This is a genomic window from Cellvibrio polysaccharolyticus, from assembly GCF_015182315.1.
In the GTDB taxonomy this organism is placed as follows: domain Bacteria; phylum Pseudomonadota; class Gammaproteobacteria; order Pseudomonadales; family Cellvibrionaceae; genus Cellvibrio; species Cellvibrio polysaccharolyticus.
In genome coordinates this window covers 1,698,101-1,713,501 of sequence record NZ_PRDL01000001.1, presented here as the reverse complement: position 1 = coordinate 1,713,501, position 15,401 = coordinate 1,698,101, and the positions used below count along the sequence as shown (strand labels likewise).

14 protein-coding genes are annotated in these 15,401 nt (G+C 52.8%); 1 reads left to right on the top strand and 13 read right to left on the bottom strand.

The features are described 5' to 3' along the window. Positions 1-16 precede the first annotated feature (16 nt). From gap to C4F51_RS07325, 7 genes are all read right to left on the bottom strand, one after another. The gene (gene gap, locus C4F51_RS07355) at positions 17-1,024 is read right to left on the bottom strand and encodes a type I glyceraldehyde-3-phosphate dehydrogenase (RefSeq protein ID WP_193908569.1); all 1,008 of its coding nucleotides are present in this window, start codon (positions 1,022-1,024) and stop codon (positions 17-19) included. A 58-nt stretch (positions 1,025-1,082) separates the two neighbouring features. After that, a complete protein-coding gene (locus C4F51_RS07350; RefSeq protein ID WP_193908563.1) occupies positions 1,083-1,715 on the bottom strand; it encodes a bifunctional 4-hydroxy-2-oxoglutarate aldolase/2-dehydro-3-deoxy-phosphogluconate aldolase in 633 nt (210 codons plus the stop codon). 32 nt (positions 1,716-1,747) lie between these two features. Next, positions 1,748-2,458 (bottom strand): 6-phosphogluconolactonase, encoded by a 711-nt coding sequence (gene pgl, locus C4F51_RS07345; protein ID WP_193908562.1) that lies wholly within the window; start codon positions 2,456-2,458, stop codon positions 1,748-1,750. Then, a complete protein-coding gene (gene zwf / locus C4F51_RS07340) occupies positions 2,448-3,938 on the bottom strand; it encodes a glucose-6-phosphate dehydrogenase (protein WP_193908561.1) in 1,491 nt (496 codons plus the stop codon). Before zwf ends, pgl begins: the two co-directional genes overlap by 11 nt. A 163-nt stretch (positions 3,939-4,101) precedes the next feature. Next, positions 4,102-5,919 (bottom strand): phosphogluconate dehydratase, encoded by a 1,818-nt coding sequence (gene edd / locus C4F51_RS07335; RefSeq protein WP_193908559.1) that lies wholly within the window; start codon positions 5,917-5,919, stop codon positions 4,102-4,104. Positions 5,920-6,237: 318 nt separating this feature from the next. Continuing rightward, positions 6,238-7,893 carry a glucose-6-phosphate isomerase gene (gene pgi, locus C4F51_RS07330; RefSeq protein ID WP_193908558.1) on the bottom strand — a complete coding sequence of 552 codons (1,656 nt, stop codon included), beginning with the start codon at positions 7,891-7,893 and terminating at the stop codon, positions 6,238-6,240. 36 nt (positions 7,894-7,929) lie between these two features. After that, positions 7,930-8,268 (bottom strand): hypothetical protein, encoded by a 339-nt coding sequence (locus C4F51_RS07325; protein WP_193908555.1) that lies wholly within the window; start codon positions 8,266-8,268, stop codon positions 7,930-7,932. 21 nt (positions 8,269-8,289) lie between these two features. Between C4F51_RS07325 and C4F51_RS07320 the strand changes: the two genes are divergently transcribed. Then, on the top strand, positions 8,290-9,396 hold the full coding sequence (locus C4F51_RS07320) for a beta-N-acetylglucosaminidase domain-containing protein (protein ID WP_193908553.1): 1,107 nt from the start codon (positions 8,290-8,292) through the stop codon (positions 9,394-9,396). Positions 9,397-9,399: 3 nt separating this feature from the next. Here C4F51_RS07320 and C4F51_RS07315 read toward each other — a convergent pair whose 3' ends face one another. From C4F51_RS07315 to lolA, 6 genes are all read right to left on the bottom strand, one after another. Beyond that, a complete protein-coding gene (locus C4F51_RS07315) occupies positions 9,400-9,648 on the bottom strand; it encodes a hypothetical protein (protein ID WP_193908551.1) in 249 nt (82 codons plus the stop codon). A gap of 141 nt (positions 9,649-9,789) precedes the next feature. Beyond that, a complete protein-coding gene (gene cysG / locus C4F51_RS07310) occupies positions 9,790-11,190 on the bottom strand; it encodes a siroheme synthase CysG (RefSeq protein WP_193908549.1) in 1,401 nt (466 codons plus the stop codon). A gap of 437 nt (positions 11,191-11,627) precedes the next feature. Beyond that, entirely contained in the window at positions 11,628-12,914 is a 1,287-nt protein-coding gene (gene serS / locus C4F51_RS07305) for a serine--tRNA ligase (RefSeq protein ID WP_193908547.1), read from the bottom strand. Positions 12,915-13,039: 125 nt separating this feature from the next. Further along, positions 13,040-13,414, bottom strand: coding sequence for a fluoride efflux transporter CrcB (gene crcB / locus C4F51_RS07300; RefSeq protein ID WP_193908545.1), 375 nt, complete (start codon positions 13,412-13,414; stop codon positions 13,040-13,042). Then, entirely contained in the window at positions 13,411-14,754 is a 1,344-nt protein-coding gene (locus tag C4F51_RS07295) for a replication-associated recombination protein A (protein ID WP_193908543.1), read from the bottom strand. Before C4F51_RS07295 ends, crcB begins: the two co-directional genes overlap by 4 nt. After that, the gene (lolA, locus tag C4F51_RS07290) at positions 14,754-15,401 is read right to left on the bottom strand and encodes an outer membrane lipoprotein chaperone LolA (RefSeq protein ID WP_193908541.1); all 648 of its coding nucleotides are present in this window, start codon (positions 15,399-15,401) and stop codon (positions 14,754-14,756) included. Before lolA ends, C4F51_RS07295 begins: the two co-directional genes overlap by 1 nt.

Genomic DNA, 15,401 nt, shown 5'->3' with positions numbered 1-15,401 from the left:
TTATCCGTTCCCTTAATTATTTGGCTTCAATCAAAGCGATGGTGTTGTCCAGCATACGGTTGGAGAAGCCCCACTCGTTGTCATACCAGGACAGAACTTTTACCCACTTGCCGTACACTTTGGTCTGCAGTGAGTCGTAGTTGGAAGAGTGAGCGTTGTGGTTGAAGTCAACCGACACCAACGGCACGTCAACATAAGCCAGTACGCCCGGCATTTCCTGCTCGGCCGCTTTTTTCATGGCAGCGTTCACCGCTTCTACAGAAACGTCTTTTTCTACCAGTACGTTCAGGTCAACCAGAGATACGTTGATGGTAGGAACGCGAACAGAAATACCGTCCAGTTTGCCTTTCAATTCCGGCAATACCAGGCCTACTGCTTTGGCAGCACCGGTAGTGGTAGGAATCATGGACTGGGTAGCAGAACGCGCACGGTAGATGTCTTTGTGGAATACGTCAGACAGCACCTGGTCGTTGGTGTAAGCGTGAATGGTGGTCATGGAACCCTGAACGATACCGAAGTTGTCGTTCAATACTTTGGCAATCGGCGCCAGACAGTTGGTAGTACAGGAAGCGTTGGAGATAACAGTATCGCTCGCTTTCAGTACGGTGTCGTTTACACCGAATACTACGGTTGCATCCACGTCGGTACCCGGCGCAGAAATAATGACTTTTTTCGCACCGGCTTTAATGTGGGCAGACGCTTTTTCTTTTGAAGTGAAGATACCGGTACATTCGTACACAACATCAACCTTCAATTCGCCCCACGGCAGGTTTTCCGGATTGCGCTCCGCAGTGATGCGAATTTCATCACCGTTCACAATCATTTTGTCGCCATCAACAGAAACATCACCGGCAAACATACCGTGAGTAGAGTCGTATTTGGTCAGGTGGGCATTCAGCTGCGCATCACCCAAATCGTTAATACCAACGATCTGAATTTTTTCACGCTTGCCGGATTCGTATAAAGCGCGTAATACGTTGCGGCCAATACGTCCGTAACCGTTAATTGCTACTCTGATGGTCATTCTCATCTCCTGTAAAAAAAGGTTAGCCCGCCGGAGGCGGGCTTTAAAAACAAATTAATTAACGTGGCAAACTTGCAGCTTCACGAGCGAGCTTTTCAATCTCGTCCCACTTGCCTGCCTTCATCAATTCTTTCGGCGCCATCCAGGTTCCACCCACGCAGGCCACGTTGGGCAGTGCGAGGTAGCTGGGCGCTTTGGCCAAATCAATACCGCCAGTCGGGCAGAAAGTAATTTGTGGCAAGGGACCACCAATAGACTTCAGCATCGGAATACCACCAGCGGCTTCAGCCGGGAAAAATTTCTGGTGAGTAAAACCTTCTACCAGCAAACGCATCGCTTCGGTCGGTGTAGCGACACCCGGCAACAAAGGAATTGAAGAGGCTTTTGCCGCTTCAATCAGTGCCGGTGTGGTGCCCGGGCTTACCAGAAAGGTAGAACCGGCTTTAACCGCTTTTTCAAGATCCTGAGGCGTGATGATGGTGCCAGCGCCAATGACCGCATCGGCAGGCAGTGCTTCAACCATTGCGGTGATCGCATCCAGCGCACACGGCGTACGCAGGGTGATTTCCAATACTTTCAAACCACCGTTGTAGAGTGCGCGAGCCAGCGGCACAGCATCTTCAATTCTCTCTACGACCATTACGGGTATTACGGGTGCTACTTTGACAATTTCGTTAACGGCTAAACCCACTTTGTAACCCTCATTATCTTGTGAAAAATAAATCACGGAGCCCAATAAACAATCAGCGGAACCTGCTCCTGCTGAATAACAGCGCGAACCGGAACTGCAGCAACGTCGTTGCCCGCCTGGGCTTCACGGAAAACCTTCAACTTTTCTTCGCCCGTAATCAACAACATCAGATGACGGGACTGCAGCAAACCGTTGAGCGTTAATGTCATACGCTCTGTTGCCGTACCGGTCACTTCGCTTTGTTTGGCGATAATCGCGGCACAGAGTTTTTTTGATTCGGGATTCAACGCCGCTTCCAGACCATGCGCATGCGGAAAGAAAGAAGCGGTGTGGCCATCCGGCCCCATTCCCAAAATTGTGACATCAAACGGTTGCGCCAATTGCTGATAAGCACTTTCGCAATCGGCCAAACCTTCTGCAGCAGTTTCTGCAGAATTTTTCATACCGATCAGATTGGCACTGGCCGCTTTGTTTTGCAGCAAGGTGCGGGCGATAAACGCTTCATTGCTTTTATCGTGGTTGAAATCAACCCAGCGCTCGTCGACCAGTCCCACGTAAACAGAAGACCAGTCGATATCAACTTCGCTCAAACTTTTGTAAACCGGCTCTGGCGAACTGCCACCGGATAACAGAAAGGTTGCTTCACCGCGCTCTTCAATGGCTTGCTGCAAAGCAGTAAGACAATCTTCGCGCACTGCCGCGATCATTTCTTCACGGCTTTTGAATAATCTCTCAACGATCATCCGAATCACCTTCTGCGGCCAGCTCATCAACTACAAACCAGTTGCGGCCATCAGACTGAATCAGTTCATCAGCCGCTTGCGGGCCCCAGCCACCGGCACGGTAGAAGTGCGGGTTATTTTCAGGGCGCGCCCAGGCTTCAATAATCGGATCAACCCAGCCCCACGCCGCCGCTACTTCGGCACGGTGAATAAACAGGCTGGCATCGTTCTTGGCAGCATCCAGCATCAAACGCTTGTAAGCATCGCTCTGGAAGTCTTTGTAGGTATCAGCAAAGTTGAAATTCAGTACTACCGGACGCAGTTCGGTTTCCTGTTTTTCCAAATTGCGGGTAGTCATTACGATCTTGATGTTCTCTTCCGGCTGCAAACGGATAACCAGACGGTTGGGAACTGTTTTTCCGGCGGCTTCCGGATACACACGGTGAGCAACATCTTTGTATTGAATAACAATTTCAGCAAAACGCTGCTTCATACGCTTGCCGGTGCGCAGATAAAACGGCACGTTGGCCCAACGGGAATTGTCGATGTGCGCACGAATAGCAACGTAGGTTTCGGTCGAGCTGGTTGAGCCCAACTCTTCCTGGTAAGCAGGTACCGGCTTGCCATTGATTTCGCCGGCCGCAAACTGACCGCGAACGGTATTGATTTTCACGCTGTTGCCGGTCAACGGACGCAGGTTTTCCAATACTTTCAATTTTTCTGCACGAACACGATCAGCGGTCAGGCGGTTTGGAGATTCCATCGCCACCAGACACAATAATTGCAGAATATGGTTTTGCACCATATCGCGCATTGCACCGGCGTCATTATAGAAACTGGCACGACCTTCCAGACCCACGGTTTCGGCAATGGTAATTTGCACATGATCAATGGTCTTGGCATCCCACAGGTGCTCGAACATACCATTGGCAAAGCGCAGCGCCAGCAGGTTTTGTACCGTTTCCTTACCGAGGTAATGGTCAATACGGAAAATACAGCTTTCGTCAAAATATTCGGCAATCTGGCTGTTGATTTCTTCAGCACTGGCTGAGTCATAACCCAGCGGTTTTTCGACAACCACACGTGAGGTCGGCGTGATCAAACCGGTTTCGGACAAATGCTTACTGCATACGCTGAAAACAGAAGGCGGAGTAGAGAGATAGAAAACGCGCTGGGCATTGCCGCTGCCGTTCAGCAGAGCACCCATTTCGTCCCACTTCTCGTCTTTTTTGGCAATGTCGAGAAAGATCGGGAAAATATATTCTTCAAATGCTTGCCAGTCTGCATCGACAAATTCATCCGCACGCAAATGCTTTTGCGCGGCTTCACGAACCTTGTTTTTGTAGTCGCGAACAACATCGGTATTACGACAGGTTGGAATGATGCGAGTGCCTTTGGGCAATTCGCCATTGCGGTAGGCGCGGTAAAAAGCCGGTACCAATTTGCGCAATGCAAGATCACCGGCACCACCAAAAATTACAAAATCAAAAGCTTCGAGCATGAGGGGTTATCCTGTAGTCGCTATCCCGATCAATCTGTCTCACTGAGTATTCTATTACCTTGATGATGTCAGTCGGATGTACCCGGTCAATATTCGTGTATAAACACCGCACCGGGTTATCCCTCTTCATCAAAACCCGCCAGCGGCGGGTTCAGCGAAACCATTACCAATTAAAAACCGTTGCTCCTTCTTCAGCCTGGCCAACAGAGGCGCGGAACGGTGCGAACAGCTCGCGCCCCATACCTTGATGGCTGGCTGATAAATCTACAGCAGCGTGCTGGCGACCTTGCAGCTCTTCATCGCTGACCAGTAACACCAAACTGCCGTTTTCAGCATCCAATTCAATCATGTCACCGTCACGGATCAAACCGATCGGGCCATTATCCAGCGCTTCGGGTGTCAGGTGAATGGCCGCCGGCACCTTGCCGGATGCACCGGACATACGTCCGTCTGTTACCAGCGCCACCTTGAAGCCACGATCCTGGAGAACACCCAGAGACGGGGTCAATTTATGCAGCTCAGGCATACCACAGGCTTTTGGCCCCTGGAAGCGAACCACAGCGATCAAGTCCTTATCCAGCTCACCACGCTTGAAAGCTGCTTGCAGATCTTCCTGGGTTTCAAAAACCACCGCAGGTGCTTTTATTTTGCGATATTGCGGTTTTACCGCAGAAACCTTGATCACCGAACGACCCAGGTTGCCTTTCAATAATTTCATGCCACCTTCGGGGCTGAATGGTGCGTGCGCCGGGCGCAATACCGCGTCGTCCAGACTTTCAGCGGGGGCATCACGCCACACCAGCTCACCGTTATCCAGGAAAGGCTCTTTGGTGTAAGGCGTCAAACCGCCCTCGCCCATCACGGTTTTAACATCATCGTGCAGCAGGCCGACCTTGCGCAGTTCGCGCATAAGATAACCCATACCACCCACCGCCTGGAAACGGTTAATGTCGGCAAGACCATTAGGATAAATGCGACACATCAGCGGGATTATATCAGACAAGTCTGAAAGATCCTGCCAATTCAAATTTACGCCGGCAGCGCGGGCAATCGCCATAATATGGATGGCGTGGTTGGTAGAACCACCGGTTGCCATCAAACCGATGACGCCGTTGACAATCACTTTTTCATCAACGATATCGGCCAGCGAGGTGTAGTTACCGCCCGCGGTGGTAATTTTGGCCAGCTGCTTTACTGCTTCGCGCGTCAGCACTTCCCGCAACTGGGTTTCCGGGTTAACAAATGAGCTGCCCGGTAAATGCAGCCCCATGATTTCCATCAACATCTGGTTGCTGTTGGCGGTGCCGTAGAAAGTACAGGTACCGGCGCTGTGATAGGAAGCACTTTCTGCCGCCAGCAGCTCCTTGCGCCCTACTTTGCCTTCAGCAAACAACTGACGAACGCGAACTTTTTCAGCATTCGGCAAGCCCGGCGTCATCGGGCCAGCGGGAATAAAAATGGTGGGCAATTGACCGAATGACAGCGCACCAATCAACAAACCCGGAACAATTTTGTCACACACGCCGAGGCACATAACGCCGTCAAACATGTCATGCGACAGGGCGATTGCGGTAGACATGGCAATAACATCGCGGCTGAACAGCGACAGATCCATGCCGTCACGCCCTTGCGTAACACCGTCGCACATGGCCGGAACACCACCGGCAAACTGCGCGGTCATACCCGCTTCGTGGGCAGCCTGACGAATCGGCTCCATGTAAGTGCCGTAAGGCACATGCGCTGACAACATTTCGTTGTAAGCGGATACCACACCCAGATTAGGTGCATCACCTTCTGCCAAAGCTTCTTTGTCGGATGGGCCGCAGGCGGCAAAACCGTGTGCCAGGTTGCCACAAGCCAAACGCTTGCGCGCCGGGCCTTTGCTTTGCATCCGTGCGACTTTTTCCAGATAGGCCGCACGGGTTGCACGGCTTCTTTCGATAATCCGATCAGTAATTTCAACAAGTCTGGGGTCGGTCATTTGGATACCATTTCTCGTTTTTTGGGCTGCCACGGAACGCAGCGGCAGGTAGCGACCCCGAACGCTGCAATAAGAAGGAACAAAAAGCGGTCAATTACAGAGTTGCATCCCTTTTCTTCTCCGGGGACAACAACTGCTAAACCGGTTTCATGGCGCCTGCAAAACCCTTACAAACGGTTAATTTCTGCAAGCCAATATGCCAAACCGGTAACTGAACGCCAGATAGAACCTGTTTCTTGGCGATTTTTTGCTACCGGGCACTCGAAGATACATTGCCTTCGAATCGTCCCGGTGCTCTCTCACTCCCAACAGCCGAGATTACTGCTGTTTACTTCGTGCTTTTTTGTAAAAGTTTAACAGATTACGGGTTGAAGCATCATGGCCGGTACCGACCGCCGCTTCCGGCGCCAATTCGCGCTGGATACCGGTAGCCAATACTTTGCCCAGTTCAACACCCCACTGATCAAACGAATAGATTTCCCAGATAATGCCCTGAACAAAAATTTTGTGTTCATAGAGCGCAATCAGAGCACCCAGGGTACGGGCATCAACCTTTTGCAACAACAAGGTGTTGGTAGGACGGTTACCGCGATGAACTTTCTGCGGAATCAGTGCCGCGATACGCTCTTCAGACAAGCCTTTGGCGGTCAGTTCGGCGCGAACCTGCTGCTCGTCACTACCTTGCATCAACGCCTGGGTCTGGGCAAAGAAGTTGGCCATCAGTGCATCGTGGTGACCGGGAACATCAATGTTGCTCTCGACCGAACCAATAAAGTCTGCCGGAATAATATCGGTACCCTGGTGCAGCATTTGATAGAACGCATGCTGACCATTGATACCCACTTCACCCCAGATCAGGGGCACACTGCGGTAGTTCAGGCGCTCACCGGCCCAGTTGACCGATTTGCCGTTACTTTCCATCTCGGCCTGCTGCATGTAAGCCGGGAAACGGTGCAAGCACTGATCGTAAGGCAACAGCGCCTGAGCGGAATAACCGAGGAAGTTGCTGTTCCAGACACCCACCAGCGCCATCAACACCGGTGCATTTTGCTCCAGCGGGGCATTCTGGAAGTGTTGATCCATCTCATAGGCACCCTGCAACAGGGCTTCAAATTGCTCATAACCGAGAGACAACACAATCGGCAAGCCAATCGCAGACCACAGGGAAAAGCGACCGCCAACCCAATCCCACATGTCGAAGATATTTTCTTCAGCAATGCCGAATTCGGTTACCAGCTTGCGGTTGGTAGATACCGCAACAAAGTGTGCCGCAATAGCGCTGCGATCACCTGCCGCCTTGAGGAACCACTGCTCGGCAGTGCGGGCGTTGGTCATGGTTTCAAGGGTGGTGAAGGTTTTTGAGGAAATCACAAACAACGTGGTTTCCGGGTTCAATTTTTCCAGCACGTCAGCGATTTGTACGCCATCAACGTTGGAAACGTAATGCATGTTGAAACGCTTGTCGCTGTAAGCGGACAAAGCTTCGGTCACCATCAGCGGACCCAGGTTGGAACCGCCAATACCGATGCTGACGATGTCAGTAATTTGCTTGCCGGTAAAACCGACCCAACCACCGGAGCGCAGTTTTTCAGACAGCTTGCGCATCCGCTCCAGCTCGGCGGCTACGGCCGGGCGAGCATCTTCGCCGTCAATCACAATCGGCTTGTCCGAGCGATCGCGCAGGGCAACGTGCATGACAGCGCGGTCTTCGGTGTGGTTGATGTGCTCGGCGGCAAACATTTTGCTGCGCCAGCCTTCAACGTCAACTTCACGGGCCAATGCCAGCAAGGCGGCTTTGGTTTCGTCGGTAATCAGGTTCTTGGAGAAATCGAACAGCAGGTGCGGCAGTTCGATGGAGAATTTTTCAAAGCGGGAATCGTCTTCTTTAAAGAGATCCCTGATATGGCGGCTTTTCAGGGTTTCGGCGTGTTTGGCAAGATTTTGCCAGGATTTCAGATCGGTACGGTTAGCCATTGAGCACCCCGTAGTAATACGCAGAACAATAAGTCTTCATAGGTTGATTCCTGTCGTCTCAACTGCTTTGACAACATCACCGCCGAAGGATCTTCGCCCTGCTGTACGGTACTGTTGAACACATTGCACGAAAAAGTCATTTACATCGTTTGAAACGGCCTGATAGCTCAGGTTTGCGTGTCGAAAAATGACCAGTTCAGAGGTGCCGTCGGTTGCTGGAACGGCATATTTTTTTTGCGGCTCAAAAAGGCGGCTATCATAGGCAGATGCCCTTGCTGTGTCAATTCGCAACGGCGAGCGAAGCCCCTGAATCGCCGTGGAAAAATTATCATCTACGGCGAAAAAGCCGCTAAAGTAATGCCCCCGATTCAACATACGCAAACTGACGATAGCAGCATGATCAAATCCCCGGATTCCGCACCCTCAACAATACCGCCGCCCGGCATTATTGAAGGCTTCTTTGGGCGCAGCTGGAGCTGGCAGGAACGGCGCCAAATGGCCGATTTTCTCGCCAGCAATGGCTATGACTTTTACATTTATGCGCCAAAAGATGACGTTTATTTACGCCGCCAATGGCAGAGCGCCTGGCCGGCCGAGATTCGTCGCCCGCTGGAAACCCTGCGCGAACATCACCGCAACCTCGACTTGCGCTTTGGTATTGGATTAACGCCGCTGGACATTTATCAAGCGCCAATCAGCCAGAACCGTCAGCACTTGCGCAACAAATTGGCAGAGCTGAACGAGCTGTCGCCGGATATTCTTTGCATTCTGTTTGATGACATGCGCGGCGACTGGCCACAACTGGCAGAGCAACAAATCCGCTGGGTAGAAACCATCGCCGAACTGAGTAACGCCAAACAGTTTATTTTCTGCCCCACCTACTATTCCACCGATCCGGTGCTTGAAAAAGTGTTTGGCGCCATGCCCGACAACTACTGGCAGGATTTGGGACGCGGCATTGACCGCCGCATTGAGTTTTTCTGGACGGGTCCCAAGGTGTGTTCGCTAGCGTACCCGGAGGATTCACTGCTGGAGATTAGCGCCGCCTTCGGCCGAAAACCCTTTTTATGGGACAACTACCCTGTCAATGACGGTGCCGTAAAATCCGGTTTTTTGCATCTGGGCGCCGTTCCTGCCGGCCACGCCCGGTTGCCGGAACTGATTAGCGGTTACTGCGCCAATCCGATGAATCAGCCAATGTTATCCCGGACAGCCTTGTTCAGCGTGCCCCAGGCATTTCGGCAACCACGGCAATACAACCCGGAACAGACATTTATTCAATCCTGCCGGGAGTTGTACCCTACCGATTTCGCAACGGCACTGATAAACGACGCGGAAAAATTCCAGCAGCAAGGGCTTAAAGGGCTAAGCGACGCGGATAAAAAAGCGCTGCAACGCAAATACCGGCAAATTGCCGAGAGCTGGCCAGAGCAAGGTGCTGAAGAAATCTGCGGCTGGCTCAATGATGAGTATGTGTTCGACCCGGCTTGCCTGACAGAATAAGCCTTAAACCTCGATATCAATAATCGGCGGCGTAGAGGCTTTACGACGATCCCGCCCCTGGCGGGTGTCGAGCATGGGGGATTGTTGCTGGCGACGGCGCTGGCCGCGTCGACGCTCAACAAAGGCTGGCTGACCATGAGTAGCATCAGCACTGCGCTCGATGGCAGTGGTTTGTGGTCGCGCACCGGGATTGGTTGGCGGCGGCAAGGTCGCAGAAGGCGGTAAGGTGGATATAGGGCCGAGATAGGTCATTGCATCACTCCATCATGGTTTCGCAGCACTCGCGCCACGAACGGATAAGGTTTTGACACCCTTACTCATGATGTATCGGCCAATGCGGTTATTTCATAACCAGAAGTTGCCGCTTTTGTGATGAAGCTATCAGTTAAGGCCTTAACTTACGCTTTGTGATTCCGGAGCAAACCAGTTCAGCTTGCTGTGCAAGCGCACGACATCTCCCACAATAAACAAGGTGGGCGCCCTGACTTCCTGCCGAGCAACGATGTCCACAATGGTGGTCAGATCACCCACCAACACCCGCTGTTCCGGCAGGGTGCCCTTCTCTACCAGTGCTACCGGTGTTGACGGCTCTCGGCCATGGCGAATCAGCGTTTGGCAAATATCCGCCAGACCGGGCAAGCCCATATAGAACACCAGTGTCTGGCTTTTTTCTGCCAACTCCGGCCAGTGCAAATTGGGATTGTCAGACTTCAGATGACCAGTAACAAAGCGAACAGACTGCGCATAATCGCGGTGCGTTAAAGGAATACCGGCATAAGCAGAACAACCGGACGCAGCAGTAATGCCGGGCACCACCTGAAAGGGAATGTGGTTTTCAGAGAGCAGCTCGATTTCTTCCCCGCCGCGACCAAAAATAAACGGATCGCCGCCTTTCAGCCGCAAAACCCGCTTACCTTGTTGCGCCAGAGTAACCAGCAACTGGTTGATGTTTTCCTGCGGCATGCTGTGTTCATGGCGGCGCTTGCCCACATAAATACGTTCGGCATCCCGTCGCACCAGTTCCATCACCGCATCGGAAACCAGCCGGTCATAAAGCACTACATCGGCTTGCTGCATCAGGCGTAGCGCTTTCAAGGTAAGCAGCTCCGGATCACCCGGCCCGCCACCGACCAGATAAACTTCCCCGCTATTGAGGTCGCCAGCATCTTCGTAAAGCGTTTTTTCCAGCAGCGCGCCGGCGGCATCCAGGCGACCGCTCAACGCCATTTCGGCAGCCGGCCCCTGGAGAATTTTTTCCCAAAAGCGGCGGCGCTGATCGCCGGATTCAAAACGCTGCTTGACCCGCTCGCGCCAATGGCTTGCCAAACCGGCCAGTCGACCATAGGCTGCAGGAATCAGGGTTTCCAACTTTGCTCGCACCAACCGCGCCAGCACAGGCGCCTCACCGCCACTGGAAATAGCAATCACCAAGGGCGAACGGTCGACAATCGCCGGGGTAATGTAAGAACATTTCGCCGGGTCATCCACCACATTGACCGGAATAAAACGCGCCCGCGCATCGGCAGACACGCGGGCGTTCAGCGCTTCGTCGTCGGTGGCGGCAATCACCAGCACACAACCGTCGATGTCTTCATTGCGGTAATCGCGCAATGCGATTTCACCACCCGAGGCATTCACCAACTCAACCAGTTCCGGCGAAACATCATGAGCGACAACCCGCAGCACGGCACCGGCTTTGGACAACATTCGCCCTTTTCGACTGGCCACTTCCCCACCACCTATCAGCAGGCAGCGCTGTTGTTTCAAATCGAGAAAGATGGGGAAATAATCCATAGGTCAAAAACACTCGCGTAAAGACGTGACAATGAGACAGCCTGAGATGGAAAACAAGTTAATTGCCAGCAAGCGCTCCCGGTTTTCGATGGAGCAGATGAGTGCCATCCTGACGAAAAACGTACAGAATGGCACTTATGGACAGCGCCAAAAAGTAAGGAGCTTTGTCAAAAGTCGAAGTAGATACTACTTCGGCTCAGGCTGCTGACAAACCCCATACCGGCACAATGCGAGTTTGGCGTTAGGATGTTTGTTCCAAAACTGTCGAGTCAGGGATGACTCGTCAGAGCTACAGGGACGTATTCATGCGTTTTTGGAACAAACATCCTAATGACAAACGGACAGAATGGCACTTGCCGTACAGGCCGGAAAAATTAGGCACTTTGTTAACAACCTGAGCCGAAGTAGTATCTACTTCGGCTTTTTGAAAGTGCTTGTTACGCCACAGGATCCAGGCGTTCCAGACCGCCCATATAAGGACGCAATACTTCCGGAATGGTCACGCTGCCATCAGCTTGCTGGTAGTTTTCCAGCACTGCCAACAGGGTTCTGCCCACCGCCAGACCGGACCCGTTCAAGGTGTGTACCAGCTCCGGCTTGCCGGTTTCCGGGTTGCGATAGCGGGCCATCAAACGACGCGCCTGGAAATCACCGGTATTACTGCAAGATGAAATTTCGCGGTATTTGTCTTGCGACGGCACCCAAACCTCGATGTCGTAGGTTTTAATCGCCGAAAAGCCCATGTCGCCGCCACACAATAAAACGGTGCGGTACGGCAAACCGAGTTTTTGCAAAATGGCTTCAGCGTGACCGGTCAGCGACTCCAGGGTTGCGTTCGACTCTTCCGGACGAACAATGTGTACCAGCTCAACTTTCTCAAACTGGTGCTGACGAATCAGGCCGCGGGTATCGCGACCATGGCTGCCCGCCTCACTGCGGAAACAGGGCGTGTGCGCCACGAAGCTCAAGGGTAATTCCACAGCGCTTTCCAGCAAGGCATCGCGCACCAGGTTGGTGAGCGGCACTTCTGCGGTAGGAATCAAATAGAAATTGCGCTCGTCCGTCAGTTTGAATAAATCTTCTTCAAACTTGGGCAACTGGCCGGTGCCGAACAGCGAACTGCCGTTCACAATAAAGGGGACGTTGGCTTCTTCATAACCGTGTTCGCCGGTGTGGGTGTCCAGCATGAATTGCGCCAGCGCACGGTGCAAACGGGCAACGCCTTTGCGCAATACCGCAAAGCGCGCACTGGTAATTTTACTGGCGGTATCAAAATCCAGACCGCCCAGCTTTTCACCCAGATCCACGTGATCCAGCAAAGGAAAATCGAACTCACGGGGTGTGCCCCAGCGGCGGACTTCCACGTTGTCGTTTTCGTCGCGACCTTCAGGCACATCGTCGGCGGGAATATTGGGAATACCGGCCAGCAGTTCATTGAATACGCCCTGAATATTTTCCAGCGCAGCTTCGGCTTCGGTAAGGTCGCTTTTCAGCTGATCAACCTGCTGCAACAAAGGCGCAATGTCTTCACCACGCGCTTTGGCCTGACCAATACTTTTAGCGCGGGAGTTGCGTTCCTGCTGCAGGTTTTCGGTGCGAATCTGGATCGCCTTGCGTTCTTCCTCAAGGGATTTGATGCGCGCTACATCCAGTACATAGCCACGCTTTGCCAGCGCGGCGGCAACCACTTCAGGGTTATTTCGGAGGGCTTTTGAATCGAGCATGATCTGAATACACTTTAACGGTAAAAATTATCGAAGGGTCGCTCACGGCAATTGTCGTGAAAGCACTAAAAAATCCGGTGGTGCACAATAGCCTGACTATTCCGGCATTACAACCGTCAAGCCACTTACAGCCACAGCTGCCGGGCCAGCCAGACCGCCAGCACAATGGCCATCATGCCCGCCAGTAAACTGCCCAGCAAATAACCCAGCGCCAAAGACGCATGGCCGTTTTGCCAGAGTAGGAGAGCTTCCAGCGAAAAGCTGGAGAAGGTGGTAAAACCGCCTAAAAAGCCGGTCATAACCCACAAACGCGCTTCCGGCCACCCGGCCGCTTTTTCAACAATCAGCACCCAGGCCAACCCGATTAAAAAACTGCCAGCGACATTAATAGCAAAGGTTGACCAGGGAAAACGATGACCGGCAAAAGGAAAACCGAGGCCAATGGCATAGCGCAACAGCGAACCGGCAGCCCCGCCCAACGCGACAGCAAGCCAACTCATTTGCGGTAACGCCGCCAGGGACTTTGTTGATCCAGATGTTGCAGGTGCGCGAATTTTTCACGCATTTTCAATTCAAGCCCGCGATCAACCGGAAAGTAGTAACGCTTATCTGCAATGTCTTCCGGCAGGTAATTTTCCCCGGCGGCATAACCGCCCGGCTCATCATGGGCGTAGCGGTATTCTGCCCCGTAATCCATGCTTTTCATTAATTTGGTGGGCGCGTTGCGCAAATGCATAGGCACGTCATAGGCCGGTTGCACACGTACATCAGCCCGTATTTGATTAAAAGCGCTGTAAACCGCATTGCTTTTCGGCGCTGCCGCCAGGTAAGCCACGGCCTGGGCAATGGCCAGTTCACCTTCCGGGCTACCCAGTCGCTCCTGTACATCCCAGGCATTCAAACACAGCGTCAAGGCTCGCGGATCGGCATTGCCGATGTCTTCGCTGGCCATACGCACCACGCGACGGGCGATGTACAGAGGATCGCAACCGCCGTCCAGCATTCTTGCCAACCAGTAGAGCGCACCATCGGCCGAGGAGCCGCGCACCGATTTATGCAAAGCCGAAATTTGCTCGTAAAACAGGTCGCCGCCTTTATCAAAACGGCGCACATCGCTGCTCAGCACTTCGGCCAGCACACTTTCATTAATCACCAGCTTGCCGTCTTGCTCATCAGCCAGATCAACAGCAATTTCCAACAAGTTCAGTGCTTTTCGCGCATCGCCATCGGCGGCACTGGCGAGAGTTTGCAGGATATCGGCAGCAGCACCCACCGAACCGGTAATACCACGCTCGTGGTCATCCAGCGCCTGCTGCAACACATCCACCAGATGCTCATTGGTGAGGCCGCGAAGCACGTAAACACGACACCGCGAGAGCAAGGCGTTGTTCAATTCAAAGGAGGGGTTTTCGGTGGTGGCACCAATAAAAATAAACGTGCCGTCTTCCACAAAAGGTAAAAAAGCGTCCTGCTGGGATTTGTTAAAGCGATGGACTTCATCGACAAACAAAATGGTTTTACGACCATTACGGCCGCGCGCCTGCTCAGCCGCCAATACCGCAGCACGAATTTCTTTTACACCGGAGAGAACTGCAGAAAGACTTTCAAAACGGGCGTCTGCCTGGTCGGCAAATAAACGGGCCAGCGAGGTTTTGCCCACGCCTGGCGGCCCCCACAGGATCATCGAATGCAGTTGGCCCCGGGCCACCGCTTCACGCAGCGGCTTGCCGGGGCCAAGCAAATGTTCCTGCCCGATATATTCATCAAGATTCCGTGGCCGCATGCGCGCCGCCAGGGGTTGATAGCCGACAGCCTTGCTGCCGAAGAGGTCGTCAGTCATTAATCGTAAAGTACATCAACACCATCGGGCGGTGTGAATTGGAAAATGGAATCGCTCACGGTTTCGTTAGCTACCGATTTCTGGAAGACAAAACGGGTCAGCTGGCCGAGGTTGTCAAGAATATGAAATTCACTGAGTTTGCGCGCCTTCGCTTCACCGGTAAAAACCAGCGTCAACGTCTGGAATAAACCGTCTTTGCGCGTTGGCGTTAACAAAAACTCTTCACGACTGGCATCCACCGCCTGCTGAGTGATCGCGAAATGTTCACGCAAGGTGTTCACGTCTTCACTGAGCAATAAGGCCGGTGTTTGTTGCAGATCATCCTGCGCCGAGCGCACGGTAACTTGCTCCAGATCCGGGTCGTATAACCAAATGCTTTCCTGATCGGACACCAGCAACTGCTCATAAGGCTGCCTGGTATTCCAGTAAAATTTACCCGGGCGCTTGAGCACAAAATCACCGGAGCTTTCTTCCTGCACCTTGCCCTGCCCGTCAAACAGGGTTTGCACGAACTCACCTTTCAGCGTGGTGGTCTGATCCAGCAATTTGCGCAGCTCCGCTGCACTTTGCTGATCTGACGCGATTGCCACACTGCTGATCGCCAATACCGGCAACAACAGCAATAAACCGGCAAGTTTTTTAATCAT

Bases quoted from the DNA above. Each gene is read 5' to 3' on its own strand.
- gap (WP_193908569.1), bottom strand. From the start codon at position 1,024: ATGACCATCAGAGTAGCAATTAACGGTTACGGACGTATTGGCCGCAAC.
- pgl (WP_193908562.1), bottom strand. From the start codon at position 2,458: ATGATCGTTGAGAGATTATTCAAAAGCCGTGAAGAAATGATCGCGGCA.
- zwf (WP_193908561.1), bottom strand. From the start codon at position 3,938: ATGCTCGAAGCTTTTGATTTTGTAATTTTTGGTGGTGCCGGTGATCTT.
- edd (WP_193908559.1), bottom strand. From the start codon at position 5,919: ATGACCGACCCCAGACTTGTTGAAATTACTGATCGGATTATCGAAAGA.
- pgi (WP_193908558.1), bottom strand. From the start codon at position 7,893: ATGGCTAACCGTACCGATCTGAAATCCTGGCAAAATCTTGCCAAACAC.
- C4F51_RS07325 (WP_193908555.1), bottom strand. From the start codon at position 8,268: ATGTTGAATCGGGGGCATTACTTTAGCGGCTTTTTCGCCGTAGATGAT.
- C4F51_RS07320 (WP_193908553.1), top strand. From the start codon at position 8,290: ATGATCAAATCCCCGGATTCCGCACCCTCAACAATACCGCCGCCCGGC.
- C4F51_RS07315 (WP_193908551.1), bottom strand. From the start codon at position 9,648: ATGACCTATCTCGGCCCTATATCCACCTTACCGCCTTCTGCGACCTTG.
- cysG (WP_193908549.1), bottom strand. From the start codon at position 11,190: ATGGATTATTTCCCCATCTTTCTCGATTTGAAACAACAGCGCTGCCTG.
- serS (WP_193908547.1), bottom strand. From the start codon at position 12,914: ATGCTCGATTCAAAAGCCCTCCGAAATAACCCTGAAGTGGTTGCCGCC.
- crcB (WP_193908545.1), bottom strand. From the start codon at position 13,414: ATGAGTTGGCTTGCTGTCGCGTTGGGCGGGGCTGCCGGTTCGCTGTTG.
- C4F51_RS07295 (WP_193908543.1), bottom strand. From the start codon at position 14,754: ATGACTGACGACCTCTTCGGCAGCAAGGCTGTCGGCTATCAACCCCTG.
- lolA (WP_193908541.1), bottom strand. From the start codon at position 15,401: ATGATTAAAAAACTTGCCGGTTTATTGCTGTTGTTGCCGGTATTGGCG.